Raw genomic sequence first — 26,781 nt, 5'->3', positions numbered from 1 at the left:
ATGTTAAGCCTTGAACACCCACAGCTTGCTCAACACAAAATTAAATGCCAAACCAACAACCGTGCTGATCAATTTATTGATGTAAAGGGGAAGAAAGGTCAGGTTGTGCATGACAATCAGTGTGATCACAAGCACGCTGATATTGAGAATGACAAATTTAATAAATCGTGTGCCGGATTTTAGTGACGATGAAAAGGTCACTTTTGAATTTAGAACATAGCTGTTCAGCATACCTGCACCATATGAAAAGATCTGGGCGATCATATAAAATACAGCTAGGAAATGAGTCAGTATCATAAAAACAAGGAAATCAACAGCAGTGTTGAGAACTCCCACCAGCCCAAATGCGAATACTTGCCGGATCAGGAGAACCCGTTTTTTTGCCGCGGGCCTCTTTCCTTGTTGCAGTGCCTGAGAATGTTCACTCATCTGTTAACTTGTCCTTTAACTTTTTTATCTTCCGTGATTGTGTCCCACTCAATGGTGTATCTGGGGCGGTTTTTTGTTTCTTTGAATATTTTACCGATGTATTCGCCGATCACACCAATCGCAATCAGCTGCATCCCGCCAATGACCCAAATAGACAAAATCAGCGAAGTCCAGCCGCTGATTGTATGATTCAGAAGCCAAACGGCCAGAGCGTACATGCCAATAAAGCCACCGATTAATACAAAAACAAAGCCGAGACTTGTAACCAGTTTAATAGGAACAACACTGAAGGACGTAATGCCGTCGATAGCAAATCCCAGCATTTTTTTCAAAGGGTATTTCGACTCCCCCGCAAAGCGTTCCTTTCGATTGTAATAAACCTTCGCGCTTTTAAAGCCAAGAAGGGGCACAATCCCTCTCAGAAAAATATTTTCCTCCTGATATTTCATCAGTTCGTGCAACGCTCTTCTGCTCATTAAGCGGTAGTCCGCATGATTAGGCACAAGATTCACGCCCATTTTTCTCATCAGACCGTAGAATGCCAGTGCCGTATTCTTTTTAAAAAATGTATCCGTGTCCCGTTTATCTCGAACTCCGTAGACAATATCACAGCCTTCATGATATTTATCTATAAATTCATCAATCGCCGCGACATCATCTTGAAGATCTGCGTCGATTGAGATGACACAATCAGAAAATTCCCCTGTTGTTTCAAGCCCTGCAATAAGCGCGCTCTGATGCCCGAAATTTCTGCTAAGCTTCAACCCCTGGACATAAGGATTATCCAGAGTTTTCTGTTCAATAATTGCCCATGTTTTGTCAACACTTCCGTCATCAACGAAAAGAATAATACTTTGTGGGCTTACTTTCCCATCATGGATCAAGCGATTCATTACTTCCGTAAGTTCCCTCACCGTTTCTTCCAAAACCGCTTCTTCGTTGTAGCAGGGAACGACAATGCTTAACCTTGCTGGGGTTCCATCCATCGCCATTTTATCATCATCCCGGTCTTCTCAATTCTTTTTGAGCACATTTTTCTTTTACAATTTCTTTGAAGTGATGCGTTTCTGCAAACGATCCAGATAGTGAAGCATTTCTCCCCTGAGGTCATCGCGGGATAAAGCCATTTCAACATTTGATTCGATAAAGCCCAGTGTTTCCCCGACGTCATAGCGTTTTCCCTGATAAGCATAACCATAGACTTTCTCTTTTTGATTGATCTTTGAGATTGCGTCAGTGAGCTGAATTTCTCCACCGGATCCGATCTCTTTCTGACCAAGAAAATCGAAAATGGAGGGAGTCAAAATATAGCGTCCGATAATCGCGATATTAGATGGCGCTTTACCAGCAGGAGGTTTTTCTACAAACCCCCGAATATCATACAAACTGCCGGTCTGACTCGCCGGGTCAATAATACCGTACCGATTGGTCTGATCCTCGGGGATCTCCTTGACGGCGACGATGCTCGACTGCACCTTCTCAAACTGATCCATCATCTGCCTTAGGCATGGTGGATCATTCTCAATGATATCATCGCCAAGCAGAACTGCAAACGGCTCATTCCCGATAAATTTTCGGGCGCACCAGACCGCGTGGCCGAGACCCTTGGGCTCCTTCTGACGAATATAATAAATATCAACTTTTGAGGGCTGCCGGACTTTATCAAGCAAATTATATTTCTTTTTACTTTTCAGAATCTCCTCCAACTCAAACGCGTTGTCAAAGTGATCCTCGATCGCCCGTTTACCTTTGCCCGTGACAATAATAATATCTTCGATGCCCGATCGGACCGCTTCTTCAACAATATACTGAATTGTCGGCTTGTCCACAATCGGCAGCATTTCTTTAGGCATCGCTTTGGTCGCAGGAAGGAATCGCGTGCCCAGCCCTGCGGCGGGAATAATTGCTTTGCGTACTCTTTGCATTCTTGTCACCCCTCGAATAATGGCGCCTCGTCGGTAAAAAAGAAAGTAATCCGCTTGAGCACCGTCAGCTTTTTACGATTTACAGGACAAATATGGCCGGTTTTCTCCACATATATAAGTATACCTTATTTCCGCTATCACTAAAGGAATGGTCAAAATCTTTTCAAATCAGATCTAAAAATATTCTTTTTTTAGGCTCAGTAATTAACTTTTGCATCTTCGATCCATTTTGCTGACCCCGGCCATTCAGCAAAATTATTTTGTCTGAAGTTATTCCGATACATCGATCATTTTCGCGGCTATGGTAAAGACTGTATACTGATGCTGAGGAAATGATACCTCAACATGCCGAACGAGAGGGATGATGAACAATGATAACAACCGTAACACTGAATCCCGCACTGGACAAACTTCTTGAAACCGATGCCATAACCCTCGGGGAAACCAACCGGGTCCGTCTTCTGTCTGCTTCCGCCGCCGGGAAAGGCATCGATGTCGCCAAAGTTCTCCGGGATCTTGACTGTCAGGTTACCGCCACAGGATTTTTAGGCGGAGATGTTGCCGGCATTTTCATCCGCTGCTTTAAAGATGAAAAAATAGAAAATCGCTTTATCACGATTCATGGATCCACAAGAACAAATATCCAGCTTTTTGAACAGAATGGCAGTCGCACCGAGCTGCTTGAAAGAGGTCCTTCCGTCACGGATGATGAATGTTTGTCCCTCATGAAACAATTCAGGATTCTCGCTGAAGAAAGTGACTCTGTGACCATTTGCGGTAGCGTGCCTGATGGCGTAAGTGAGGACTACTTCCGCCATTTGATTCGGACTGCTCGGCATTCGTGCAGATACGTGATAGTGGATACATCAGGGAAGTGGCTTCATATTGGGGTCGGTGAAAACCCTGATCTGATCAAACCCAACCGCCGGGAAATGACCGAGTTAATGGGCAAAGATCAAGCTACGGATGAAGAAATCATTGCTTTCGCACAACAAAAAGTTAAGGACGGCTTGCCTTATATTCTTGTTTCACTGGGCGGAGAGGGCGCGATGCTCATCTGCCAAGACGGTGTCTGGCGCGGAAAAGCTCCGGAAATCCCGGTAAAAAGCACCGTCGGCTGCGGAGACACCATGGTAGCCTCTTTAAGCGTGTCATTGCATGATCGGCTTTCTCCTGAAGAAATGCTGCGCCGATCCATCGCCCTTTCAGCAGCGAACGCCATGACCTTCGAAACAGCTCATGTTATTATCAACGACTATCTGGAGCTCCTCCCAAAAATTCATATTGAGAAAATCAGATAAAGCAAAAATAAACCAGCCGGAAGCAATGGCACCCGCGTTGCTTCTGACTGGTTCTTTTTTCTGTAATTATCTTTTTGCAAGCAAGTCCACGGCGAATGCCGACCAGCTTTCCAGTCTTCCGTATGTCTCTTTGCCCAGTAGTTCAGATAATGTGAGCCATTTTCCTTCCAGCTTATCTTTTTCACGGACTACAACAGATGCCGACTCGGGAAAGTCAATGGCGACCAGAAGGCCTATATGAACGCGGCCAACATCTGTTGCATCATCATTGATCAGGCCGATTGCCCTGATTTCAGATTCCGCCGCCCCATTAATGATCAGTTCTTCGTTCAATTCGCGGTGCAGGTTAACCGACAGGACTTGTTTGAAGCTTTGGGCCCCTTCGACTTTATTCATGTGTCCGCCAACACCGATTGATAATTTGCCGTGAAGGCGCTGTTCTCCGCCTCCGCCAAGCCTCTCGTATGTAAAATATTGATTCCCTCTGCGCAATAGAGCGTAAGGAATAGGCTGTTTGTATGCGGGATTTGCCTCCGCGTCTCCACGCCGCATCACCTCATAGTATTCCGCCATTCTTTTTTCCAGTTCATCAACTGATGCTTCAGATTTTTCTGTTCCCTGAAAGGTCAGGTCGTTCGATATCCCATCACCAAAAAGTAAAGCTCTTTTGACCACAATGATCTGTTCATCCATTTTCCCCATATCTCAGTCCCCCTAAAAAACCATCTGAATCAAGACTGATCGAACATCTTCCTGTTGTCAAGATGATGTTTTTCAAAAAAGACCGCAATTCATCCTATTACAACCCTTTTTCCTGATTTGAAATGGTTAAATGGACCCATCGCGAATTCGTCGCCTTAATGGTTTCAGGATTCAACCATCTCTCCCCCGCCGACATGCAGCACTTGTCCGGTCACATAGTTGGAATCATCCGAAGCAAGATAAACATAGGTCGGGGCAAGTTCAAATGGCTGCCCTGGCCTTTTCATCGGCATATCTGTGCCAAAGGTCCCCACATTCTCAGCCGCGAAGCTTGCCGGTATGAGCGGTGTCCATATTGGCCCTGGCGCAACAGCGTTCACACGGATGCCCTGACCCACCAGATTCTGTGAGAGCGCACGAGTAAAGGATACAATGGCCCCTTTTGTCGCGGAGTAGTCGATCAGGTCTTTCGAGCCGCGATATGCCGTTACAGAAGCTGTGTTAATAATCGAACTACCGGATTTAAGATGCGGAAGCGCCGCTCTTGTCACATAAAAAAATGAGAAGATATTAGTCTGGAAAGTAGTCAGAAGCTGATCGTCACTAATGTCCAACAGACTCTGCTGGACGTATTGAACGGCACAGTTATTAACCACTACATCTAATTTGCCAAAGTGTTCGACCGTTTGTGCGATCGCCTGTTTCGATGCGTCCGGGTCTCTCAGGTCCGACCGGATAAGCAGACATTCACCGCCTAACGTTTCGATCCGCTGCTTCGTCCACTCTGCGTCCTGATCTTCATTAAGATAAATGATCGCCAGTTTTGCGCCTTCCTTTGTAAACGCCAGAGCTGCAGCCCTGCCAATGCCGCTGTCTCCTCCTGAAATTACAGCCACTTTTCCGATCAGCTTCCGGCTTCCCTGGTAACCGGGATTTTCCGATATTGGGAGCGGGTTCATTTCAAATTCAAAACCCGGCATCCGTTTCTGATGCTGATCAGGAAAAGAAAGCAGTTGTTCTTTCGTCACCATTTTTTTACCATACATTGGGTAATACGGATACATTGGCATCATCCTTTTTAGGGCCGGGCCCGTTTTTCAACACATGATTTCATGACATTTTATTCATGCCCGAACGAATCATTCTTTAGCACGGGTTCAGGAAAAAATAGGCGAAAGCACATCTCTTGCCGACGGGACATTTAATCATAGCCATTTGCCCGCGGAAATCATAGAATATCATATCTCGAGATAAAGGAGTGACCTGAATGGGCAATTTTGGTTTCGGCGGCTATCCGTCAAATCCTGCTTATGGTGGTGTCAGCGACGGCTGTGGCTGCGGTTGCGGCGGATACCCTCAATATCCTGTAGGCGGCTTCGGTTGTGGCAACGGGTTCGCGCTGATTGTAGTTCTATTCATCCTGTTAATCATTGTTGGCGCTGCTTTTGTTTGCTGAGTGTCCGGCAAAAATGCCCGGCGGATTGATTCCGTCCGGGCATTTTCAGCTTCTGAAGATATCCGTTCAATATTAAGCCCCCTTTATTGTATAATATAATTATTAAGCTTTTCCTGATAAAAAAAAGCGGAGGTGACACCCATGCATACCTGATGATGCATGGGAACCATTTGGACAATACCCTTGGGCTGCTGACTGTACTCTTATTAATTTTGCTGACGGCTTTTTTTGTTGCTGCAGAGTTTGCCATCGTAAAAATCCGAACAACCCGACTGGACGAATTGATGAAACACGGAAACAAACGGGCCAGGGCTTCAAAAAAAATTGTCAATCATCTGAACTCATATCTTTCGACAACCCAGCTGGGTATCTCAGTTACAGCATTGCTGCTTGGCTGGATCGGAGAACCAGCGGTCGCTCACCTTTTTCATCCAGTTTTTGAGTGGATGGGGCTGAACGGTACTTTTATTGTGACTTTGTCCACGTTGGTTGGTTTCTTTGTCGTGACCATGCTCAGCGTCGTTCTGGGTGAACTGGCTCCAAAAGGGATAGCGATTCAGAAGGCTGAGCAGATTACTTTAATGATCGCCTATCCGCTGATCTGGACCCACCGCCTGCTGTTCCCTTTTGTCTGGCTGCTTAACTCCCTGTCGAACGGTGTCATGCGGCTTTTCGGCATCCATCCTGATGCTGCCCATGATTCGGCATTGACAGAAGGCGAACTGCGGCTAACTCTGTCTGACAGTTTTAAGAGTGGGCAAATCAGTCAAGGTGAACTCCGCTACATGAACCGCATTTTTGATTTTGATGAGCGGACAGCTAGGGAGATTATGGTGCCGAGGACGGAAATTGTTTGTGTTTACAAAGAAGACTCCTTCGAAGAATCACTTAAAATTCTTCACCAGGAAAAATTCACTCGGTTCCCAGTGGTCGAAGAAGATAAAGACCATGTTATTGGCATGATCAATATTAAAGATATTTTCACAGATATATTAACGAAAGAAGTACATTCACTGGATGAATATATTCGTCCGATCCTCTCTGTTATAGAAACAACACCGATCCGTTCGCTTCTTGAAAGAATGCAGAAAGAAAGTATGCATTTGGCCGTACTCACTGATGAGTACGGCGGCACTTCAGGAATCGTGACGGTTGAAGATATTCTGGAAGAAATTGTGGGTGAAATTCGGGACGAGTTTGATGAAGGCGAAGAACCTCTCATTAGGCGCATCAATGCGGATCAGGCCATTGTCGACGGCAAGCTTCTGATTTCACACGTCAACACCCAGTTTCAGACTGATATCGAAGAAGAAGGGCTGGACACGATTGGCGGCTGGATGCTTGCTGAAGATCCAAATATTAAGACCGGATCCGTTTTGCAACATGATCATATTTCTTTTGAAGTTACTGAAATGGATGCCCATCAGATCAAAAAAATAAAGATCAGCAGACAAAAAACGCTGCATGAACAGCAGCAATAAATTAATGAATGACATATATGGATCATCATCAGGCCAACATTTTTTTGTATGCACTAATACTTCTTTATTGCCTGTTTCAGATGTTCGGGAACATCAAGCTGATAGAGGCGGCGATATCTGGCATTCTCGCGGAAAAGCTGCTCATGTGTCCCTTTCATACGTACTGTTCCTTCTTCCATGAAAATGATCTGATCCATTTTTTCCGCTCCAACTAAATGATGAGTAATCCAGATCAGAGTCTTACCCTCAAGCGTCTTAAAAATCGTTTGAAGCAAATTCTTTTCCGTAGCGGGATCAAGACCAACGGTAGGCTCATCAAGGATCACAACCGGCGAGTTTCGCAGCAGAATTCGTGCAAGCGCCAGCCGTTCCCGCTCACCGCCTGAAAAAATGTCGCCTGCTTCATGCATCTGTGTGTCATAACCTTCAGGAAGTGCTTCAATTAATTCATTCAGTCTGACAAGCTTTGCTGCACGGACAATCTCCTCTTTTGTAGAATGCTCATTTCCGAGCGCGATATTGTTCAGCACCGATGTGTCAAAAAGATGTGGATTCTGATTCAGCACAGAGATCTGATGCGACAGATCCGATCCAATAAAATCCGCAGGAGCCCCGTTAATCAAAACTTTACCCCGAACCGGCTTCAGTGCGCCATAGATCAGATGAATCAAAGTTGTTTTACCGGCACCGCTCCTGCCGATCAATGCAACCCGCTCACCCTGAGCTACATTAAATGCCACATCTCTAACAGCCCAGTCGTCATCATCGTTGTATTTGAATGACAGATCCTCTATATGAATATCCAGTCTGTCTGCCGTCCTCGTCCATTTTTCACCAACCTTCTTCTCCGATTCTCCAGGTATAGCACTTTTAATCTGAGACAGTCTGGTAAACGCCTCCTTGTACTGAGGAATTCGTTCAACGGCTTCGGAAACCGGAATCAGCGATTCTGAAATTGTAAATACAGTGAGAACAAACGCGGCAATCAATGTCCGAGACATGTGCCCGTCAGCCGACATACTTCCCGCCCAGTACAAAAGAGCAATGACACTGCCTCCAATAATCAGTTGGCTGAAGAAGTCACGCCACCTTCTGATCACGTGCAGCCGATTTTCAATTAAGGCTGTTCGGCGCTCAAATTGGTCATAGCTGCTGAGAAATGAGGATTGCCTGCCCGACATCATCCAGTCCGCAGAACCGAGGACTGCATCGGTCAGCTTTTCAAACATCAGGTGCCTGTTTTCAGAAAAAAGTTTACGGCTTTTCTCAGTCCTCAAGAGTGACAGCAGCGGAAAAACGATCAGGAGGATAATCAGGTACAGACCCATAAACAGCGCGAAAAGACTGTCCATCCAGCCTATGAGTGCAATCCAGAGACCATAGATTACAACCGCGGAGGCTCCTGGAATGGCTGTCCTCAAATAAACATCCTGAAGATGTTCAATATCATCCGAGAGTACCCCCAGTATATCTCCAGTTCTGAACCTGGAACGGATAAACAGAGCTGCAGGTTCAAGCCTGGCATACAGCTGTGAGCGCATCTCGGAGAGAATGCGCAGTATTGCGTCATGGCTGGTGAGACGCGCGGCGTATTGGAGCGCCGCCCGAAAAATGCCAAAAGTTCTGACACCGACAATCGGAACGTAGATCAGCAAGATATTTTCAGGCCGGAGTGCCGCCTTCGATATAAGATAGCCTGATGTGAAAAGCAGTCCCGCAGCGCACACCAGTGCTAAGACGCTCAGTACAGCCGACAGGCAAAGTCTCCGCCCATATTTTTTCAGATAGGGAAAAAACCAGTCGCTCATAGAATTCCCTCCAATTGAGAGCGGACGAGTGCCGCATAAGTCCCGTTTTTCAAAATCAGCTGATCCTGAGTGCCGGATTCTTTTATTGTATGGTCATCAACGACAATCAGCCGGTCCATCTGATCCATCCAGTGAAGCCGGTGTGTTGCCATGAAAACAAGTTTATTTTCGAAGAGCCGGATCATTGTCTCCTTCAGCTCATACTCTGTCTCAATGTCAAGGTGCGCCGTTGGTTCATCAAGTAGCAGGATCGGCCTGTTGCAAAGGAAAGCGCGCGCCAGCGCAACACGCTGTTCCTGTCCCCCGCTCAGCGTACGTCCGCCGGCGCCAATTTTCTCTTCAAGCCCTCGCGGAAGGCGATCGACAAGAGATTCCAGACCGGCAGCCTGAAGCGCAGAATGTATCTCACTGTCTGTCGCTTGCGGTGCATAGAACGCTATGTTCTCTTTAAGTGATCCACTGAAAAGGTAAGGATGCTGTGGAATATAGGTGATCTGGTCATGCCAGTCGCTGTCCTCAAGCGTGACCTGACTTCCATTTATTGTGACGCATCCTGAAGATGGTTTAAGAAAACCGCTGATCACGTCAATGAACGTCGATTTGCCCGCGCCGCTTGCACCGACAATACCGATTTTTTCAAAACCATTAATTTTAAAAGAAATACCTTTAAGTGCTTCCTTCCCGTTTCCGTCACTATAGGCAGCAGAAATATTTTCAAATACCATCGTCGACCCAGTGCCCCACTCTTTTTCAGGAAAAGAAACCGCATTATCATTCGTCGGCTCCTTTTGGAGATGATTGTTTAAATGGCTAAGTTTATGAGCCGCTTCCTTTCCGTCAAGCGTCGCATGGTAATCCTGTCCCAGTTCGCGGACGGGGAGAAAATATTCCGGGGCTAGGATCAAGACAGTGAGTGCCGGATCCAGGAGAATATGGCCATCAACAAGCCTGAGACCGAGTGATACAGCCACAAAGGCGATGGAAAGCATTGTAAAAAAGTCCAGAGCAAATGAAGACAAAAAAGCAAGGCGGAGCGTCCCCATTGTCATCTTCCTGTACCTGTCGCTTACGCGCTCAATGCTTTTCGCGTGGATTTTGCTCAAGCCTAGATACCTTAATGTGGGAAGACCACGGAGTGAATCCAGAAAATGATTGGACAAAATCCTGTAAGAAGTCCAGCGGTCATCCATTTTCTTCTGCGCAGCGAGTCCCAGAAGAATCATGAACAGGATCAGCACAGGCATTGTAATCAAAAGTATAAGTACTGAAATCGGGTCTTTAAGAAAAACAAAAACAAGAATCATAACGGGAAGGATTCCATTCGCGGCCAATTTCGGAATGAACAGCTCCAGATATTGACGCGCCTGTGAAACACCTTCCAGAGAGAGAGAAACCAGAGTGCCCGTTCCTTCTCTTTTTACTGCTTTTGGCCCTACCTGAAACAGCCTGTCCAAAAAAATCCGTCGCATATCGGAACTTGTTCGGTCGGCAAAGCGATAAGCTGCTGTTCGAATGAGCAAAACACACAAATATCTGACAGTGACGGCAATAAAAAAAAGAACGATCTGATCTCCCTCAGAGAAAAAAGACCGCCCTGAAAAAAGGCTGGAAATAAGTCCGGCAAGAAAAACCGACTGCCCGATGATACACAGCCCCTCAATCAAAGTCAGAAAAGAAATTAAAGCAAACAGCAATTTGGCACCTTGGTAAGATAAAATCTCGCGATCCATAGACAAGCTTGGCAGAAATCCGCGACTTTTGTCAGGATGCCAAGCGTTCACGTCCCTTCTTTTCTATCAAATCATAATTAGTATTCCAGATGCTCTTTCTTCGAAACCCTTTTTTTGAAAACAGTATAGCTCCAGATCGAATAGCCGAGAACAAAAGGCAAAAGCGTGACCGCGACAATTGTCATGACACCTAGTGAATACGAACCTGACGCCGAATTGTAAATCGTCAGATCATAGGCCGGTTTGATATTGCTGACCATGACTCTCGGGAAAAGTCCGATGAACAAAGAGGCAACGGTAAGCAAAATGACTCCTGCATTCATTCCGAAAGCCCAACCATCCCGCTTTTTACCAAGAAATAGAACGGACAGAATCAACGCGGCAACATCCAGCAAATAGATCGGATACAGCCACCCGCCTCTGCGAGTGAACAGATCAGTTACAAAGAAGGTGACCACGACAAAAGCAATTGCTGCCGCCGCAAGGATCCAGAAAATTCGTTTTGCAAGCGTCCGCGCCCGATCACGCAAATCATCTGTTGTTCTCAGGCATAGATAAACGAGCCCGTGATACAGGCAAAGCAGCGTTATCAGAAGACCGCCGAGGACGGTGTACGGGTTGACAAAGCTTGAAAACACACCATGCATATTCATCTTACTGTCAATAGGAAGCCCATAAACAAGTGAAGAGAATACCACGCCCCAAAGGAATGGGACAAGCAGGCTTGGAATGAAAATAGCCCAATCCCAGGTTTCTCCCCATTTCGGATGAGCGACCTTCGCTCTGAACTCGAAAGCCGTACCACGTGCAATCAATAGAAGCAGCATCACCACAAGCGGTACATAAAAGCCGCTGAAAAGTGTGGCATACCAATTAGGAAACGCCGCGAACATTGCACCTCCGGCGGTAATCAGCCAGACTTCATTGGCATCCCAGAAAGGTCCGATCGTATTAATCAGCACGCGCCGCTCCAAATCATTTTTTGCGACAAAGCGTGTGGCCATGCCCACGCCAAAATCATACCCTTCAAGAAAGAAGAAACCGATGAACAGAACAGCAATTAATAGAAACCACAACTCACTCAGTAACAACGTGATACGCCTCCCCGTCAAACGGATCGTCAGAATGTGTCGTCTCTTCAGCATTCAGCGATGGTCCCTGCTTGATCACCCGGCTGAACAGATAAATCATTACAACACCAAGAATGGAGTACATTCCAATAAAAGCGATAATCGAGAACAAAAGCTCACCCGCCGACACATTTGGCGAAACGCTGGCGGCTGTCTGCATAAAGCCGAATACCGTCCAGGGCTGCCGGCCGATCTCGGTCATCAGCCATCCCGTGGTGCTGCCAATGTATGGGACAGCAATTGCAGCAACCATCAAGCGCAGGAACCATTTGCTCTCAACAAGCTTATTTCTCCAAAGAAGGATCGCTCCGACAATCCCGAGAAGACACAAAATGCCGCCCATGACTGTCATAATTCGGAAGCTCCAGAACGTGGTCTTAACTGGAGGAATGTAATTACCCTTCCCGTACTTGACTGTGTATTTTTTCTGCAACGTGTCAATGCCTTTGACATTGCCGCTGAATGTGCCGTAAGACAGATAATCGAGCAAATACGGAATCTTAATTTCACCACTATTCTGATGATCCTTTGTATTAATATTAGCAACAACTGTCCAAGCAGCAGGACTGCCGCTGTCCTTCCAGAGCGCCTCGCTCGCAGCCATCTTCATCGGCTGTGTCTGTACAAGGTACTGTGCCTGGAAATGACCGAAAAACGCAAGGAGAATTCCTGATGACAGTCCAACAATGATACCAATTTTGAATGATTTTTTGTAGAACTCAATATCTTTTTTCTTTAACAAAACGATAGCACTGATTCCGGAAACAACAAAAGCTCCCGTTGCAAACGACCCGAATATTGTGTGCGGGAATTCCACCCAGAGCTGCGGGTTAGCCAGTAGCGCACCGAAATTGGTCATCACTGCTCTTCCGTTCTGAACCGCAAAACCAACAGGGTGCTGCATAAATGAATTAGCTGTCAGAATCCATAACGCCGACAGGCTTGTACCTGCAGTGACAAGCCAGATGCAGGCCAGATGGGCACCTTTTTTAAGCCGATCCCACCCGAAAACCCAGATTCCGATAAAAGTTGATTCAAGGAAAAACGCGAGCAACGCTTCAATGGCCAGTGGAGCCCCGAAAACATCACCCATAAATCTGGAATACTGCGACCAGTTCATGCCAAACTGAAATTCCTGGAGAATACCTGTAACTACGCCAATCGCAAAGTTAATCAGAAACAGTTTCCCCCAGAATTGCGCCATTTTTTTGTAAATGTCATTTTTTTTGACAACATACATCGTTTCCATAATCGATACGATCAGGACCAGACCGATTGATAATGGCACAAAAAAGAAATGAAAAATAGTTGTTGCCGCATACTGAAATCTCGCCAAACTTAATACATCCATACATTCTCCCCTTTTCTTTGTGTAGTCGTGGGAATGGTCGTTCCGCTATGTAAGCGGTTATAAATGCTGACTTTACAAACCTCGCATGTTGCTCTGTCATGACGCCCGAAAGGGGAAAAGCATTACACAGCCCCCCGGATTGGAAGCGATCACTCTTCAGTTTTTCACCACTTAAGATTTAATGCTTTGATCCGGAAAACCCTCTCTGCTCTGACTCAAGCGCTCATTTCAGTAATCCATGCCAAGTGTAACAGATGTCACACTTCATTTATTACTTTACAACTTCTTTACCAGGTAACGGTGGTCGTAAAGTGCCAATTTAGTGACTAATTATTGTCTATAATGTGTCGTATTTGTGACATACAAGAATTGAAAATTGGCCTTTTTCTGTTAGATTACCTTTAACCCATCTTCATCCGGTGACTGTATGGATCAGTATTATCCTTGATTAACAGCGCCATTTCCTTAGGAAGACAACATTTCAAAGTTTCTTTTCGAATGGTTACCGCGCGTTTGTTTCTATTTTCAGATTGTCAAAAGAAAAAGCGGTCGCTTTTTCTGCGACCGCCGTGAGTCATTGTATGATACTGGTGCTCATCAATCTCTTTTGTTAAAATAAGCGTTCAGCTGACCCTTAATCATTCTTTCACGAAGTTTGCTGTCATACCGTTTGCTTTGTTTATTCTGCATCTCTTTTCTGAGTTCTGAGGTCTGCATGCCGTCTTCCATTTTATTGGCAATATCCATCAAGGTTTCCACATCGGAAAATGAATATTTTCGATTTCCTTTGTCCGCACGTTCGGGAAAAATGAGTTTTCTTTTCTCGTAGTACCGGATCTGCCTTTCACTGAGACCCGTCAGTTCACAAACCGTACCGATAGAAATCACCTTTTTATAGAGATAAGCGTCTTTCTGGGAGTGTGCTGCCATTCACGTTTCCTCCTCTCGCCTTTTAAACCGTTTCGTTGTTGTAAGATAATATTACATCATTTTTTGATGAATCACAATATTAATGTTAGATAAGGCGACACAGTGATGGATTTTCTTAATCAACCACAGTAAAATAAATATGTGATTGGTAGGATGAAATCTGATCTGGCCATACTTGGAATTGTTAACCTATCTAAGGAATCAGTCACCTTTTAACCGTTGCCTGAACTTCGGGAAGATTAAATGGATAAAGGGGAAGTTGCACATGCATGAACCGTTTGCAAGTAACAATGAGGAAGAAAAAGACGTGATTATCGGAAAACTATTGGATCTTGGCATATATAAATCAAAAAACCAGCAGCTCTATGAACTCTCTCTCAGGGAATTGGAAAGCACCTACTTCAATTTGTCAAAGGCTAATTGAACAGGGGGCATGGCAAAGCCGGTGGATTGTACCACCGGCTTTGTTGCGTCCCGGCAGATTTCACAATCCGGAAAAATCTGACCTTTTATTTAAAAATCATACATTCAACATTCAGAACGGAAAGGCACGATGCAAACAAGCCTCTAAAATCCATGGCCAAGGACCATAACCGGAGCGGACATTAATATGACCCATATCAGGCAGCAAAATAATCGGCACGTTATATGTACGAAAGTTAAGGACAGAAGATCCGGGCAGAAAAGGATCAGTGGTAGAGACTATGATTAGCGTCTTGCCTGCAGCAGTTGAAAGGGAATTTTTGTCGGCGGGAAATGGATAGAAGCTTTGGATCGCTTCTTCAGCCTGATGTTTCTGCTCTGATTCCTCAGGGAAGAAAAAGTTCAGAGTGTCAGGCCCGGGCGAGTCTGAAGGCGGCGATACAAGGATCACGCGATTGACATGTCTCCTCTTTTTCTGGGCTGCATAGTGAAGCCATAGGATGCAGCCCAGGCTATGCGCAACAACGACAAGATTTTCGTCTTCGGGGATCCGATTTATTGTGTCATTCAGAACCTGAAGCCAGACCGATTTCCGAGGACGGTTCCAGTCAGGGAATTGAGGAAAATACACATTCAATTCTTTTTCGTACAGATGTTCACTAAGCCACTCCTGCCAATGTCCGTCAGTGCTTCCGCCAAAACCGTGCAAAATCAGAAAGCTTGTCATTTCCAGCACCTCAATCATAGAGTAAACGATTATAATTATACTTTGTTAATCAATTTACTAGGAATTGAAATTATTATAGCATACCCTCGTCAATTAACTAAGCTAAGTTTAAATTTTAAGTTGCTTTTGCCCCTCCGTTGATTGGAGCGGAAGGCGCGAGACTCCTGCGGGATCAGCGAGCCTTCTGGCCTCGCAGCGAGGGTAACGAGCGAGGAGGCTCACGGATCGTCCGCGGAAAGCGAACTCCTGGGCGAAAAACAACAGACAAGTTAACAAAGCCAAAATAAAAAATAGGTTCGAACAATCCGAACCCGTTTCGATACAACTTAATTATTCGTTGAAAGACGTTTTTCTTCCTCATCCCTGACCCGGTGTGCGAGCCTGCTTGACGCATCCGCCGCGATACTCGCCACGAGGTCATCTAAAAAAGTATTGACGCGTCCATGTTTTGCAAGATCAAGCTTGCCAATGATCTTTGGTTTAACCTTGTCCAGATAGCCAAATGTAGTCGCCGCAATGCTGCCAAAGCTGGACACGGCTCCAAGCGCAATCGTTTCATCGACTCCAAACAGCCCTTCATCCTGATCAATAAGGGATTGAAGCGGTTCGGAAAGCATTTTCTGCTCCGCAAGCCTGTCAAGCTCGATGCCGACCAAAATAGCGTGCTGCAATTCCCTTTTTGCCAGCGCACCCTTTACGTTTTCCACACATGTTTCAATCGTCAGCCCGGGCATGAAAGGCCGCTGCAGATCGAAAACAATTTCAGCAATATCATCAACCTCCACACCCCTTTCCTTCAGCGCCCGTTCTACCGCTGCAGAAATGGCCATGGACGTTACTCTTTTCTTATGCGCCGAATAAAAGGTTGCACCTTCCGGCAGGCCGGGTGCGTAGGTCATGCTTTTTGAAAAATGATCTTCATTCATATAAAAACCTCCTCCGAAAGCGGACTCTTACTGACACTTTTTCTTCTAAAAAACATTCAGCCGTACAGACTCCCTTTTGTCCATATTATGCTACGATAAACGTAAAAATCACTACGGGAAGTGAACACCGCGTGAAACTTTCAGGAAAATGAGGAATATGCCATCGAATAGCGGGATCCTAAACCGGATGTTTCCATTGATTGAATATCTTCCGCCTGAATTTAATCCGCAGGAAAAAATATCCGCTTCTGATCGTGAAGGATGGGCAAGACAACATTCCATTCGAGCGGCTGACAAGCAAAGTTTCAGGCAACATCCCTCGTTCTGTGTACCATCAATCGCGGGCGAAGTGAAACGACTTGGGGTAAAATTGAGGGTTTTCTGGCCACAACATCAAACTACATCGAGCGTTGTCCATGAAACAGACGGCAACCATAATTAGAGTGCCTGGCAGCCCGATCTCCGTCTTGCCATTCTCGAAAGATACGGACACTGACCGCATCGCTATCATAGCTCAAATCCGTCTCGCAAAGCAAGAATACGGTTTCCCCATTGTTTCGACCCAATCTTCCGAATAAAATTCCATGTCCGTAACATGATATAACTGTATTTATTTTGCTCATCATTTCAACTTCATTGGACAGCCGAAGGGATGACGGAACAATTGGAGTCAATAGGATCTATTGCCATCGAACTGACTGTCGGGTTATTCGGCCTGCTGCTGCTTACTAAAGTAATGGGCAGAGCGTCAATGTCCGAAGCGACACCGTTCGATTTTATCTCAATGATCGTCGTCGGGGATTTTGTCAGTGACGCCATTTATGACCCTGAGACGCATATTCTGAAAGTCCTGTTCGCGATATTTTTCTGGGGAATATTAATCTATATGATTGATTTTATTACATTGAAACTACACAAGACGCGCGCTTTTTTTGAGAGCCAGCCGGTAATCGTCATTCGAAATGGTATCATTGACAGAATGGCGCTGAAAAAAAACAAAGTGGATATCAATCACCTGCAAATGCTTCTGCGCGACCGGGAAATCTTTTCAATACGTGAAATTAGCTTTGCCATACTTGAACCAAACGGTAAAGTTTCTGTCATCAAAAAACCGGAATATGGAACAGTCAATCGAAATGATCTGAGTCTTCCCGTTCATGCTGTCTCCGTCCCAGTGACTTTAATCAGTGATGGTGTCATTATTAGAAAGAACCTTAAAGAAGCCGGAAAAACGGAAAATTGGCTTAAAGATGAGCTGGCAAAACGCTCGATTGAAAACTCAAGCCAAGTCATGCTTGCCGAATGGCGGGACGAAGACGGCCTATTCCTTCAGACAAAATAAAGCCTCGAATTTTTCGCTCATAAAAGAGGCCGGGGCCGAAGTCCGGTCCCGGCTTATTAAGGGAAAATGTACGCCTTATTTTTCCTGATCCTCTTTATGTTCCTCTTTCTCATCTGAACCTTGGTTCGCCTCTGGACTATTCTCAGGTCCAATAAACCTTGGCGGCAGTGGGAATCCCCAAAAGTCACGCTGGATCGGCGGGCGGTTTTCAACGTGTGGTACGTGTGGCTCCTGTGGTACATGTGGTTCCTGTGGTGCCAGCGGCTGATTTAGATCCGGATGATTCTTTTCGGGCTGAAAGATCACCTCATCTGCCTTTATAATTAACTTATCTACACGGATAACTTTGGGTTCCTTTTTCCTTCCTTCTGACATCTGATATCTCCTCCTGGATTGTTCTCGTGACACTATATGCATTGATTTCGCATTAGGTGCAGCTAAAATAGCCAAGGAGGGCTTCCTCACAAAAAAGAGGGCAGCAAAAAACAGCTTCTGTCCCATGCGGAACAAAAGCTGTCGGTCACCTCAAGAATTTAAATGCTGACAATATTAAATCCGGCGTCTACATGGATTGTCTCGCCGGTAATGTTCTTCGAAAGGTCACTGAACAGGAAAAGTGCGGTATTTCCAACATCCTCGGGACTGATTGACCGGCGCAGCGGTGCTTTTTCTTCAATCAGATTAAGCACACTGTTGAAATCAGAGATACCCTTTGCGGACAAGGTGCGTACAGGGCCAGCCGAAATAGCGTTAACCCGGATATTGTCCTTACCCAGATCATTTGCCAGATACTTCACACTAGCGTCAAGACTTGCCTTAGCAACGCCCATAACGTTATAATTTCTGACAACCCGTTCGCCGCCAAGATAAGTCATCGTAACAACGCTGCCTCCGTCGGTCATAAGCCCCTTCGCTTCTTTCAGCACAGCAGTAAGGGAATAGGAGCTAACGTTCTGAGCCAGCAGGAATCCTTCACGGGTCGTATTCATATAATCCCCATCCAATTCCTCCTTCTTGGCAAAAGCGATGCAATGCGCGAGTCCCTGAATTTTACCGACGTCTTTCTTTATTTTTGCAAACGTGTCTTTAATCTCCTCATCACTGGTTACATCGCATGGATAGAAAAGACTGTCTTTTCCTTCCAGTGTGGCTGCGAGTTTTTCCACCGGTTCGCGGAACCTTTCATTATTGTACGTAAATATCAGCCGGGCGCCCGCCTTGTCCAATGCCTGGGCGATACCCCACGCAATACTTCTTTTGTTGGCAACACCCATGACGACGTAGGTGCTTCCTTCTAAAGTTAAATTCATCATTTGACCCCCTGATTATCTTTTCTTTCCAACGGATATTATACCATGAAAAAAAACATAAGTCGCAGGCCTCTATATTCCTCCGAAGCCATGTTTTATCGAAATGATTTACCGTTTACGGCACACAGTAAATCATGGGAGCAGACGAATATAGTATAATTGGTCTGAAACTGAACGGTATATATAATTTGTTTCTTTTTTTACGCCATTAGGCTATCATTATTTAAGTGCCCGCCGCTTTATTTGACCATCGATAACAATACAGAAGGATCGTCATTATGGACAGAGACTCTTTATACAAATTAGATATTACTTTATTTTTCATTATTTTTGCGCTTGCCTGTATCAGTTGTGTTGCGCTCTACTACGCGCCAATAGATACAGGAGGAGGCGGCCTTAAATCAGTAAAACTGCAAATTATGTGGTATGTCATCAGTACCATTGCCTGCGCGCTTGTCATAGCGTTTGGCTATGACCGGCTGAAACGGATGCACTGGATTTTATATGGTATCGGTATCTTCATGCTGCTCGGCCTTGTGCTGGCGAAACATGGTTTTCCGGTCCCGCTTGCTGTACAACTTAACGGGGCATGGGGCTGGTATAAATTACCTGGAGTCGGGAACTTGCAGCCTTCAGAATTTATGAAGCTATTTCTGATCATTTCGCTTGCGTCCATTATTGACAGACATAATGAACTAAATCCAATCAGAAGCAGCCGTGAAGATTTATTGCTTCTTGGAAAAATTACTCTAGTGTCATTGCCTCCATTTTTATTAATTAATATGCAGCCTGACCTTGGCTCCGCACTTGTCATTTTCAGTATCATTCTCGCGATGACTATTGTCAGCGGCATCGGTTGGAAATATATCACGGGAATTATGGCGATGATCATTGCGGCTCTGACATTTTTTGCAATTAGCTGGTTTAAGTTTCCATCCGTAATAAATATCGTATTGCAGGCCCACCAGAAGGACCGTTTTATCGCGTGGCAGAATCCTTATCAGTATCAGAATCAGGAAGGATACCAGCTTGTTCAGTCATTAAATTCAATAGGATCCGGGCAATTCTTCAATCATTCTTTTAACTCGTCTATCTCGCTTCCTGAAGCTTATGCCGATTTCATCTTCTCCGTGATTGGCGGGACCTTTGGGTTCATCGGTTCGGTTACTGTTATTCTGCTGTTTTTCCTCATGATATCGAGGATCGTGAAAACAGCTATAGGCACCCACGATCCCTTCGGAACATATATCTGCACCGGTATCATCGGTATGATTATGTTTCAGGTTTTTGAAAATATCGGCATGACAATACAGGTCATGCCGATCACAGGAATCACACTACCCTTTCTCAGCTATGGCGGCAGCTCCCTGCTATCCAGCATGCTCTGCATTGGGCTTGTTCAAAGTATCCGTATGCAGAGTCAGAACATGATGTTCACCTGATTTTGCCGACGAACTCAGATTTTCGTTATATCGACCGAACCATCCACAAGTCGCGCCATATCTTCCGGACAGGGCTGGTGCAGATGGAAGAATTCGCCTGTGAAGGGATGGATAAAGCTCAGTTCAAAACTGTGCAGTGCCTGACGCTCCATTTTCTCTACCCGCCCCCCGTATAAATCATCCCCAAGGAGTGGGTGGCCGATGAATGAAAAATGAACACGGATCTGATGCGTCCGTCCCGTTTGAAGTCTGACTGCAACAAGAGTGCAGTCAGAAAATTGTTTTAGGACTTTATAATGTGTGATCGAACGTTTTCCCTTCAGCCAGTCGACCTCGCGCTCAATCACACTGCCCTCCTTTCTCCCGATCGGAGCATCGATCAAACCTTCCTCATCATTCACATGGCCACTGACAAGAGCAAGATAACGCCGATGGATTTCTTTTTGTTTCTGCATCTTAAAAAATCGCTCATGGCTGAACCGATGTTTGGCGACAAGCATGAGCCCTGAAGTATTTCGATCCAGCCGATTTACGATATGTACCGTTGACGCAAGATTTTCTTTTTCAAAATAAGCAAGCAGTCCATTAGCCAGAGTACCGGACGGATACTGATGTGAAGGAATGACCGGAATTCCCGCTTGCTTGTTAACGACAACCAAAAAATCATCCTCATATACTATATCAAGGGGCATTTCCTCGCTTACCAGAAAATCACTCGGAATTTCCGGCGGAAGGACAATCGTCAGAACTTCGCCCTCCCGAAGGATATGGCGGACAGTTCTGTCTTCCCCATCAATCAGCAAATGTCCCCCCTTATATTTGATGGCAGACAACGTCCGATGTGATAGGTGCATCTCTCTATTTAAATAATCACGAAGCGAAATATCTTGATACGCCGAATTGATTCTTCTGACAAGCTGATAGCACTTTTTTTCCATTGATCTTTAATTCCCGGTTCAGGAATTTTACTTCACATCCTTTACTTAAATGACGCAGAGAAGCCGAGGGCCTCCCTCTTCTTCTGTATTCAACCGATAAAAGAATCACGCACACGCCGCCAGAAAGGGAACGGACGAAATCTGGCAAAACGGACTTTTTCCTCAGCAACGCTAGATTCAATCAGTTCCACTTTTTCATGAAGTGTTGACAAATGATCCACCGTAACAATGAAACGATCCTCATTTACAGGCTTAACCTGGCAACTGTGATGTTTGGGAAGAATGAGTGGAGAGCCAAGCGTCCGGAACACCCGATTATTAATGGACGCTATTTCCGTCAACTGAATGGATGCCAGTGAAGGATGGACTATTGCCCCGGCAAGCCCTTTATTGTATGCGGTTGATCCAGTCGGCGTGGAGAAGCAGAGGCCGTCGCCCCTGAAACTTTCAAACTTCTCTCCTTTAATCATTAAATCGGCGACAAGCAGTCCCTCACTACTTCTAATGGTGCATTCATTAAGAGCTAAATAAGTTTTCTGTTCATTTTTATCACTATAACTGACTGTAACCCGCAAGAGCGGATATTCCACGATATTGAAACTCTCTCCGGCAATGCAATCAACCAACTTTTTAACTTCTTCAGCAGTCCAATCCGCATAAAATCCCAAGTGACCCGTATGGACACCAACGAATGCCGTATGATCGAGGCAGTATGAATACCTGTGGAATGCCTGCAACAATGTGCCGTCACCGCCAACAGAGATAACGATGTCGGGTTCTGTTTCATCATAGGTCAGATGATAAGCGAGCAGATCTCCCTTGATGCGCTCCTGAAGTGTATTGGAAAAAGAGTCTCCCCGGGTTTCAATCGCAAACGTTTTGAGGCTTCCCGCGGCAATATCATCTGCAACAGTGGTTTCGTCCTTATCATTCATTCCTGTCGTAATCTCCTTCATATCAGTAATAGACCCAATTTATAGCCGCTCCGGCGATAATTGATTAATCTTTATCCGCATTTTTTTGTAAAAAGCGCTGCTGCGCAACCCATATTTCTTCGCGGATCTGTGACATTTCTTCATCCAGGCGAAATGCTGCTTCAGCCGCCCTGATCAGACGCGCTTTCACGTCTGTTGGAATATTACCTTTGTATTTGTAATTCAGCGAATGCTCAATTGTCGCCCAGAAATTCATAGCCAGAGTACGTACCTGGATTTCCGCCAGAATTTTTTTCTCTCCGTCCACCGTCTGAACCGGGTATTGAACAACTATATGGTAGGAACGGTATCCGCTTTTCTTTTTTTCACTGATATAATCCCGCTCTTCAACGACGGTCAGATCTGTCCGGCCGCGAATCAGTCCGACCACTTTCATAATGTCGTCTACAAACTGACACATCACGCGTATACCCGCCAGATCCTGCATCTGAGTATTCAGCTGATCAAGTGGAATCGCTTTTCGTTTCGCTTTATCCAGAATGCTGGGCACGGGCTTGACTCTTCCGGTAACAAACTCGATCGGAGAATTTTTCCCCGAGACTTCATGTAAATCCCTGTAGCCGCGCAATTTAACTTTTAATTCATCAACGGCCTGTTTATAGGGGGCCAGGAAAATATCCCATTCCATGATCTTCACTCCATCTATTCATGAGACAGCATGCCTCTATAGAAAATCTGTCGAAGCCAAGCCTCAATAGTGCTTAAACTCTAATTTCTTAAATTTTATACTTGATTAAAATGCAAATAAATCTGTCAGCTGCACCTTCAAAGAAATCATTATTTCACTAGTTGTTTCTTCATCATCATTATGTCATAATTTATACGAAGTTACGAGTCTTCCGGTTCTTATCTAACTGGGAGCCTATGAACGGGAGTACTTTGGATGCCACGTGAACTGGAAATTGAATTTAAAAATATGCTGACTAAAGAAGAATTTAACGTGCTCTGCCGAAGGTTCGGCTTAACCGACGCCTCTTTTTTCAAGCAGGTCAATGATTATTTTGACACACCGACTTTCGGGCTTAAAGGCAAAAAATCTGCTTTACGCATCCGGCATGTCAACGGCCGGCACGATTTCACGCTGAAACAACCCCATGACGGTGCCGTGCTTGAGACACATCAGGATCTTTCCGATGATGAGAGCAAAAATCTGATCCAATATGGCATTATGCCGGCGGGCGAAGTGGAGCAGGCCATCGCGTATCTGGGTATTGACGTGGATCAGCTGCTCCATATCGGTGAACTGATGACGAAACGCACAGAAATTCCTTATAAAAACGGAAAACTGTTTCTCGATCAAAGCAGTTATCTGGATCACCATGATTATGAGCTCGAATATGAGGCGGGGGATCCCATTTCTGGAGGAGCAATATTTCAGTCGTTTCTTCTTGAATCGGGCCTTTCCCCCCAGCCGTCAAAAAGTAAAATAGTACGGCTCTATGAAGCATTAAAAGAAAAAGGAGCTGGAGCTTAATGGCACTTGATCCGGGCACTTTATCAAAACTCATTTCAATGAACGCAATGGACAGTTTCCAAAATCAGAGTGACCTCTTATCTTCAAGCACAGCTTCGGGCAGTAATTTCTCAGACTTATTAAGCCTGTTGATGCTAATGATGCAACGGGACACCGGGATAAACAGTGGTCTGCCGAACAGCGGTTCTTCTGCTACGCCATCAGGGACCACAGGAAACAGTACGGCCGATTCTGACGCTCTGCTCTGGCAGCAGATGGCATCTGCTTCACCTTTGAGTTTGGCATCAGGCGTAAACGGAACATTGCCTGCTACTGTAGATACCTCTTCCGACCTGGAAAACGCGGGTTCTGACAAAATTTCAGATTACAGTAAAATCATTAATGAAATGAGCCAAAAGTATTCTGTCAATCCTCGTTTGATTGAGTCTGTAATCTCTGCGGAATCCGGCGGGAACTCAGCTGCGGTCAGCCCCGCGGGAGCCCTTGGGCTGATGCAGCTCATGCCCGGCACAGCGGCGGCGCTCGGTGTCACCGACGCATTGGATCCTGCGCAAAACATTGAAGGTGGAACCAAATATTTGCGTCAGTTAATTGATAAGTATGACGGCAGTATTCCTCTTGCGTTGGCCGCTTACAATGCCGGGTCAGGAAGCGTCGCAAAATATGGCGGGATCCCCCCCTTCCCTGAAACGCAGACGTACGTTAGAAATATCTTAGGGAAGTTGCAAAAATACAGCATCTAACTATAATCCTCTGTTTTTGGAACCGCTCATCACACAAAAAAAATGATCGATGCATCCTATATATAAAACGGCCCGGCTGGACAAAATCAGCCGGACCGTTTATTACTTCATTTTAAAATTTACTGTCGTCAACATCGTCAAGCCAGGAAGAAACGGCGTTGACAACTGATTCCACACAGCCTTTATTGAACGGGGAAACAAGTCCCGCCGTTTTAACAAGGTCAAGGAAAGACTGACTGCCGCCCTGCCGGCAGAGATGGATATAATCTTTCCATGCCGACTTGTAGTCTTCCTGGGATTTTTTCCAGAATTCAAACGCGCATACCTGTGCAAGCGTGTAGTCAATGTAATAAAACGGCGATTCATAAATATGGCTCTGGCGCTGCCAGAAACCGCCGCGCTCCAGATAATCCAGCCCGTCATAATTTCTGTGCGGCAGATACTTCTTCTCGATTTCCTTCCACGCCTGCTTGCGTTCCGCGGGAGTCAGTTCGGGGTTTTCATAAACGACGTGCTGAAATTCGTCGACGCTGACTCCGTATGGCAGGAAGAGCAGCGCATCGCTCAGATGAGCAAACTTCCTTTTTTCTGTATCCTCTTTAAAGAACAGATTCATCCATGGCCAAGTGAAGAATTCCATGCTCATTGAGTGAATTTCGGCACCTTCATAGGTAGGCCAACGATACTCCGGAATGTCGGAATGTGTCGAATAAACCTGGAACGCGTGACCAGCTTCATGAGTCAGCACGTCAATATCCGCGGATGTCCCGTTAAAGTTTGAAAAAATAAAAGGGGATTCATAATCAAAAATGTAGGTGCAGTAGCCGCCACCCGCCTTGCCCTTTGTCGCGATCAAATCCATCAGATGATGGTCCAGCATGAAACGGAAGAATTCGCCGGTTTCAGGAGAGAGTTCTGAATACATCTTTTTGCCGTTTTCAATAATCCAGTCTGAGTCACCCTTAGGCTTCGCATTTCCGGTTTTAAAGTTAAAGGGTTCATCATAAAACTTAAGTTCATCCACGCCGATCCGCTTCCGCTGACGTTCATAAAGCCGGGTTGCGACCGGAACAACATACTTGCGGATCTGCTCCCGATAATCCTTGACCATCGCTTTGTCATAGCCAATTCGGGCCATCCGGAAATAACTGAGATCGGCATAATTCTTAAAACCAAGCTTATGAGCGATATCTGTGCGGATCTTCACCAAGTGATCATAAATATCATCAAATTCGTCCTCATGCTCCGCAAAATAACCGAAACGGGCTTTCTGAGCATTTTCGCGAATCACGCGGTCTTCCGATTCAGTGTACGGCCCTAGTTGTGCAATCGTTCTCTCCTCACCGTCGAAAGAAATTTTCGCTGCGGCAATGAGTCTTGTATATTTCGAAGTCCATTTGTTCTCCATCTGCATCAATGGAATGACTTCAGGCGAAAATGACTTCAGCTGAGCTTCTGCGAGCGCGAAAAGCTGACTGCCCCATTCTTTCTCAAGTTCTTCCCGGAATGGGGACTCTAGAAGTAGTTTGTAATATTCAGTGGTCTTTCCTTCAAAAATAGGCATGGCTTCATCCATGAAATCATTTTCCGCCTTGTAAAAAGCATCATTCGTATCCACTGTATGCCTGATCTCAACCAGATTAAACATCGTATCCAGGTGTTTACGCAGCTTATTGACTGTGCCTGCCGCTTCGATGGCCTCTTTAACCGTTGAGGCCGATTTGAAAGCAGCAAATGCCGCCGAAAACGCCTTTTCACATGCATCCACATCAGGACGCTCATACTTGTAATCTTCAAATGTCACCACTCTCAGCACCCCTTCGCCTTGTCTGAAAAAAACGCTTTCCAATATTATTTAACATACCATATTTTTCAATTAAATTAAACTGAGCAACGGATCTCAGAAGCAGGAGAAACATCTGATCCACTTTTGAATTTAGACCTTTATTCTAAGAAAAACTGGGCGAGCCCGGTCCCTAATCATTGACCCTGTGTTATCGAGGTGTTAGATCAACGCTTCGGCTCTTCGCTTTCCGCGGGCATCTCACACCGCTTTGAATCTCATCCAAGGCACTGTTTTATTGGCCAGATTGTCGAGTAGGACAGCGATTCACATCTTCTGTCCCCTCACGGAACCGTGCGTGCGCTATTTACGCACACGGCTCTTCTTGTTCATGTTTCACAGAATGTAGCTCAGCTCCGACCGAAGTTGATAAAT

At 45.5% G+C, this 26,781-nt stretch carries 27 protein-coding genes; 9 read left to right on the top strand and 18 right to left on the bottom strand.

Annotated features, from left to right (window positions below):
- Window positions 1-3: 3 nt before the first annotated feature.
- Genes E4665_RS00130 through galU form a run of 3 tightly spaced genes read right to left on the bottom strand, consistent with a single transcriptional unit; the run spans window position 4 to window position 2,354 of the window.
- A complete protein-coding gene (locus E4665_RS00130) occupies window positions 4-429 on the bottom strand; it encodes a GtrA family protein (RefSeq protein ID WP_135346770.1) in 426 nt (141 codons plus the stop codon).
- Window positions 426-1,415, bottom strand: coding sequence for a glycosyltransferase family 2 protein (locus tag E4665_RS00125; RefSeq protein WP_135347101.1), 990 nt, complete (start codon window positions 1,413-1,415; stop codon window positions 426-428). Before E4665_RS00125 ends, E4665_RS00130 begins: the two co-directional genes overlap by 4 nt.
- Before the next feature lie 54 nt (window positions 1,416-1,469).
- Window positions 1,470-2,354, bottom strand: a complete 885-nt coding sequence (gene galU / locus E4665_RS00120; protein ID WP_135346769.1) for a UTP--glucose-1-phosphate uridylyltransferase GalU — start codon at window positions 2,352-2,354, stop codon at window positions 1,470-1,472.
- A 371-nt stretch (window positions 2,355-2,725) separates the two neighbouring features.
- Between galU and pfkB the strand changes: the two genes are divergently transcribed.
- On the top strand, window positions 2,726-3,655 hold the full coding sequence (gene pfkB / locus E4665_RS00115; protein WP_135346768.1) for a 1-phosphofructokinase: 930 nt from the start codon (window positions 2,726-2,728) through the stop codon (window positions 3,653-3,655).
- 66 nt (window positions 3,656-3,721) lie between these two features.
- On the opposite strand, the gene E4665_RS00110 is transcribed toward pfkB, so the two are convergent.
- Window positions 3,722-4,357 (bottom strand): hypothetical protein, encoded by a 636-nt coding sequence (locus E4665_RS00110; RefSeq protein ID WP_135346767.1) that lies wholly within the window; start codon window positions 4,355-4,357, stop codon window positions 3,722-3,724.
- Between the two features lie 164 nt (window positions 4,358-4,521).
- Window positions 4,522-5,421: an SDR family oxidoreductase gene (locus E4665_RS00105; protein ID WP_135346766.1), complete on the bottom strand. Its 900-nt coding sequence runs from the start codon at window positions 5,419-5,421 to the stop codon at window positions 4,522-4,524.
- A 203-nt stretch (window positions 5,422-5,624) separates the two neighbouring features.
- Between E4665_RS00105 and E4665_RS18635 the strand changes: the two genes are divergently transcribed.
- Window positions 5,625-5,813: a YjcZ family sporulation protein gene (locus E4665_RS18635; RefSeq protein ID WP_135346765.1), complete on the top strand. Its 189-nt coding sequence runs from the start codon at window positions 5,625-5,627 to the stop codon at window positions 5,811-5,813.
- 170 nt (window positions 5,814-5,983) lie between these two features.
- Window positions 5,984-7,294 carry a hemolysin family protein gene (locus tag E4665_RS00095; protein ID WP_135346764.1) on the top strand — a complete coding sequence of 437 codons (1,311 nt, stop codon included), beginning with the start codon at window positions 5,984-5,986 and terminating at the stop codon, window positions 7,292-7,294.
- Between the two features lie 53 nt (window positions 7,295-7,347).
- Here E4665_RS00095 and cydC read toward each other — a convergent pair whose 3' ends face one another.
- The 5 genes from cydC to E4665_RS00070 form a co-directional block, all read right to left on the bottom strand.
- Window positions 7,348-9,102 carry a thiol reductant ABC exporter subunit CydC gene (cydC, locus tag E4665_RS00090; RefSeq protein WP_135346763.1) on the bottom strand — a complete coding sequence of 585 codons (1,755 nt, stop codon included), beginning with the start codon at window positions 9,100-9,102 and terminating at the stop codon, window positions 7,348-7,350.
- On the bottom strand, window positions 9,099-10,832 hold the full coding sequence (gene cydD, locus E4665_RS00085; RefSeq protein WP_135347100.1) for a thiol reductant ABC exporter subunit CydD: 1,734 nt from the start codon (window positions 10,830-10,832) through the stop codon (window positions 9,099-9,101). Before cydD ends, cydC begins: the two co-directional genes overlap by 4 nt.
- A 77-nt stretch (window positions 10,833-10,909) precedes the next feature.
- Window positions 10,910-11,977 carry a cytochrome d ubiquinol oxidase subunit II gene (gene cydB / locus E4665_RS00080; protein WP_167815069.1) on the bottom strand — a complete coding sequence of 356 codons (1,068 nt, stop codon included), beginning with the start codon at window positions 11,975-11,977 and terminating at the stop codon, window positions 10,910-10,912.
- Window positions 11,910-13,313 (bottom strand): cytochrome ubiquinol oxidase subunit I, encoded by a 1,404-nt coding sequence (locus tag E4665_RS00075; RefSeq protein ID WP_135346761.1) that lies wholly within the window; start codon window positions 13,311-13,313, stop codon window positions 11,910-11,912. The genes cydB and E4665_RS00075 overlap by 68 nt, the downstream gene beginning before the upstream one ends.
- 597 nt (window positions 13,314-13,910) lie before the next feature.
- Window positions 13,911-14,243 carry a MerR family transcriptional regulator gene (locus E4665_RS00070; RefSeq protein WP_135346760.1) on the bottom strand — a complete coding sequence of 111 codons (333 nt, stop codon included), beginning with the start codon at window positions 14,241-14,243 and terminating at the stop codon, window positions 13,911-13,913.
- A gap of 265 nt (window positions 14,244-14,508) precedes the next feature.
- Between E4665_RS00070 and E4665_RS00065 the strand changes: the two genes are divergently transcribed.
- Window positions 14,509-14,667 carry a Fur-regulated basic protein FbpA gene (locus tag E4665_RS00065; RefSeq protein WP_135346759.1) on the top strand — a complete coding sequence of 53 codons (159 nt, stop codon included), beginning with the start codon at window positions 14,509-14,511 and terminating at the stop codon, window positions 14,665-14,667.
- Between the two features lie 111 nt (window positions 14,668-14,778).
- Here the strand turns inward: E4665_RS00065 and E4665_RS00060 are convergent, their stop codons facing one another.
- Both E4665_RS00060 and E4665_RS00055 read right to left on the bottom strand, forming a co-directional pair.
- On the bottom strand, window positions 14,779-15,393 hold the full coding sequence (locus E4665_RS00060) for an RBBP9/YdeN family alpha/beta hydrolase (RefSeq protein ID WP_135346758.1): 615 nt from the start codon (window positions 15,391-15,393) through the stop codon (window positions 14,779-14,781).
- Window positions 15,394-15,719: 326 nt separating this feature from the next.
- Complete coding sequence (locus E4665_RS00055; RefSeq protein WP_135346757.1) at window positions 15,720-16,319, bottom strand: phosphatidylglycerophosphatase A family protein; 600 nt, start codon at window positions 16,317-16,319, stop codon at window positions 15,720-15,722.
- Window positions 16,320-16,519: 200 nt separating this feature from the next.
- Here E4665_RS00055 and E4665_RS18025 point away from each other — a divergent pair, with 200 nt between their 5' ends.
- Together E4665_RS18025 and E4665_RS00050 are read left to right on the top strand one after the other, a co-directional pair.
- Window positions 16,520-16,672, top strand: a complete 153-nt coding sequence (locus E4665_RS18025; protein ID WP_167815068.1) for a hypothetical protein — start codon at window positions 16,520-16,522, stop codon at window positions 16,670-16,672.
- A 311-nt stretch (window positions 16,673-16,983) separates the two neighbouring features.
- Entirely contained in the window at window positions 16,984-17,661 is a 678-nt protein-coding gene (locus E4665_RS00050; RefSeq protein ID WP_174845421.1) for a DUF421 domain-containing protein, read from the top strand.
- Between the two features lie 75 nt (window positions 17,662-17,736).
- Here E4665_RS00050 and E4665_RS00045 read toward each other — a convergent pair whose 3' ends face one another.
- On the bottom strand, window positions 17,737-18,036 hold the full coding sequence (locus E4665_RS00045) for a hypothetical protein (protein WP_135346755.1): 300 nt from the start codon (window positions 18,034-18,036) through the stop codon (window positions 17,737-17,739).
- 158 nt (window positions 18,037-18,194) lie between these two features.
- Window positions 18,195-18,971 carry an enoyl-ACP reductase FabI gene (fabI, locus tag E4665_RS00040; protein WP_135346754.1) on the bottom strand — a complete coding sequence of 259 codons (777 nt, stop codon included), beginning with the start codon at window positions 18,969-18,971 and terminating at the stop codon, window positions 18,195-18,197.
- Window positions 18,972-19,249: 278 nt separating this feature from the next.
- Here fabI and E4665_RS00035 point away from each other — a divergent pair, with 278 nt between their 5' ends.
- Window positions 19,250-20,413 carry an FtsW/RodA/SpoVE family cell cycle protein gene (locus E4665_RS00035; RefSeq protein WP_135346753.1) on the top strand — a complete coding sequence of 388 codons (1,164 nt, stop codon included), beginning with the start codon at window positions 19,250-19,252 and terminating at the stop codon, window positions 20,411-20,413.
- A gap of 14 nt (window positions 20,414-20,427) precedes the next feature.
- Here E4665_RS00035 and E4665_RS00030 read toward each other — a convergent pair whose 3' ends face one another.
- The 3 genes from E4665_RS00030 to yjbM all read right to left on the bottom strand — a co-directional run bounded on the left by E4665_RS00030 (window position 20,428) and on the right by yjbM (window position 22,974).
- The gene (locus E4665_RS00030) at window positions 20,428-21,351 is read right to left on the bottom strand and encodes an RluA family pseudouridine synthase (protein WP_135346752.1); all 924 of its coding nucleotides are present in this window, start codon (window positions 21,349-21,351) and stop codon (window positions 20,428-20,430) included.
- An 89-nt stretch (window positions 21,352-21,440) separates the two neighbouring features.
- Window positions 21,441-22,286 (bottom strand): NAD kinase, encoded by an 846-nt coding sequence (locus E4665_RS00025; protein ID WP_135346751.1) that lies wholly within the window; start codon window positions 22,284-22,286, stop codon window positions 21,441-21,443.
- Window positions 22,287-22,350: 64 nt separating this feature from the next.
- Complete coding sequence (yjbM, locus tag E4665_RS00020) at window positions 22,351-22,974, bottom strand: GTP diphosphokinase (RefSeq protein WP_167815067.1); 624 nt, start codon at window positions 22,972-22,974, stop codon at window positions 22,351-22,353.
- 255 nt (window positions 22,975-23,229) lie between these two features.
- Between yjbM and E4665_RS00015 the strand changes: the two genes are divergently transcribed.
- Complete coding sequence (locus tag E4665_RS00015; protein WP_135346750.1) at window positions 23,230-23,820, top strand: CYTH domain-containing protein; 591 nt, start codon at window positions 23,230-23,232, stop codon at window positions 23,818-23,820.
- The gene (locus E4665_RS18630) at window positions 23,820-24,563 is read left to right on the top strand and encodes a lytic transglycosylase domain-containing protein (protein ID WP_135346749.1); all 744 of its coding nucleotides are present in this window, start codon (window positions 23,820-23,822) and stop codon (window positions 24,561-24,563) included. Before E4665_RS00015 ends, E4665_RS18630 begins: the two co-directional genes overlap by 1 nt.
- A gap of 112 nt (window positions 24,564-24,675) precedes the next feature.
- On the opposite strand, the gene E4665_RS00005 is transcribed toward E4665_RS18630, so the two are convergent.
- Entirely contained in the window at window positions 24,676-26,367 is a 1,692-nt protein-coding gene (locus tag E4665_RS00005; RefSeq protein WP_135347098.1) for a M3 family oligoendopeptidase, read from the bottom strand.
- Window positions 26,368-26,781 lie beyond the last annotated feature (414 nt).

The sequence above is a fragment of the Sporolactobacillus shoreae genome (assembly GCF_004684935.1).
In the GTDB taxonomy this organism is placed as follows: domain Bacteria; phylum Bacillota; class Bacilli; order Bacillales; family Sporolactobacillaceae; genus Sporolactobacillus; species Sporolactobacillus shoreae.
The sequence above is the reverse complement of the archived record's forward strand: the minus strand, read 5'-3'. Positions and strand labels throughout refer to the sequence as shown.

Bases quoted from the DNA above. Each gene is read 5' to 3' on its own strand.
- E4665_RS00130 (WP_135346770.1), bottom strand. From the start codon at position 429: ATGAGTGAACATTCTCAGGCACTGCAACAAGGAAAGAGGCCCGCGGCA.
- E4665_RS00125 (WP_135347101.1), bottom strand. From the start codon at position 1,415: ATGGATGGAACCCCAGCAAGGTTAAGCATTGTCGTTCCCTGCTACAAC.
- galU (WP_135346769.1), bottom strand. From the start codon at position 2,354: ATGCAAAGAGTACGCAAAGCAATTATTCCCGCCGCAGGGCTGGGCACG.
- pfkB (WP_135346768.1), top strand. From the start codon at position 2,726: ATGATAACAACCGTAACACTGAATCCCGCACTGGACAAACTTCTTGAA.
- E4665_RS00110 (WP_135346767.1), bottom strand. From the start codon at position 4,357: ATGGGGAAAATGGATGAACAGATCATTGTGGTCAAAAGAGCTTTACTT.
- E4665_RS00105 (WP_135346766.1), bottom strand. From the start codon at position 5,421: ATGTATCCGTATTACCCAATGTATGGTAAAAAAATGGTGACGAAAGAA.
- E4665_RS18635 (WP_135346765.1), top strand. From the start codon at position 5,625: ATGGGCAATTTTGGTTTCGGCGGCTATCCGTCAAATCCTGCTTATGGT.
- cydC (WP_135346763.1), bottom strand. From the start codon at position 9,102: ATGAGCGACTGGTTTTTTCCCTATCTGAAAAAATATGGGCGGAGACTT.
- cydD (WP_135347100.1), bottom strand. From the start codon at position 10,832: ATGGATCGCGAGATTTTATCTTACCAAGGTGCCAAATTGCTGTTTGCT.
- cydB (WP_167815069.1), bottom strand. From the start codon at position 11,977: ATGCTGAAGAGACGACACATTCTGACGATCCGTTTGACGGGGAGGCGT.
- E4665_RS00075 (WP_135346761.1), bottom strand. From the start codon at position 13,313: ATGGATGTATTAAGTTTGGCGAGATTTCAGTATGCGGCAACAACTATT.
- E4665_RS00070 (WP_135346760.1), bottom strand. From the start codon at position 14,243: ATGGCAGCACACTCCCAGAAAGACGCTTATCTCTATAAAAAGGTGATT.
- E4665_RS00065 (WP_135346759.1), top strand. From the start codon at position 14,509: ATGCATGAACCGTTTGCAAGTAACAATGAGGAAGAAAAAGACGTGATT.
- E4665_RS00060 (WP_135346758.1), bottom strand. From the start codon at position 15,393: ATGACAAGCTTTCTGATTTTGCACGGTTTTGGCGGAAGCACTGACGGA.
- E4665_RS00055 (WP_135346757.1), bottom strand. From the start codon at position 16,319: ATGAATGAAGATCATTTTTCAAAAAGCATGACCTACGCACCCGGCCTG.
- E4665_RS00045 (WP_135346755.1), bottom strand. From the start codon at position 18,036: ATGTCAGAAGGAAGGAAAAAGGAACCCAAAGTTATCCGTGTAGATAAG.
- fabI (WP_135346754.1), bottom strand. From the start codon at position 18,971: ATGAATTTAACTTTAGAAGGAAGCACCTACGTCGTCATGGGTGTTGCC.
- E4665_RS00035 (WP_135346753.1), top strand. From the start codon at position 19,250: ATGGACAGAGACTCTTTATACAAATTAGATATTACTTTATTTTTCATT.
- E4665_RS00030 (WP_135346752.1), bottom strand. From the start codon at position 21,351: ATGGAAAAAAAGTGCTATCAGCTTGTCAGAAGAATCAATTCGGCGTAT.
- E4665_RS00025 (WP_135346751.1), bottom strand. From the start codon at position 22,286: ATGAATGATAAGGACGAAACCACTGTTGCAGATGATATTGCCGCGGGA.
- yjbM (WP_167815067.1), bottom strand. From the start codon at position 22,974: ATGGAATGGGATATTTTCCTGGCCCCCTATAAACAGGCCGTTGATGAA.
- E4665_RS00015 (WP_135346750.1), top strand. From the start codon at position 23,230: ATGCCACGTGAACTGGAAATTGAATTTAAAAATATGCTGACTAAAGAA.
- E4665_RS18630 (WP_135346749.1), top strand. From the start codon at position 23,820: ATGGCACTTGATCCGGGCACTTTATCAAAACTCATTTCAATGAACGCA.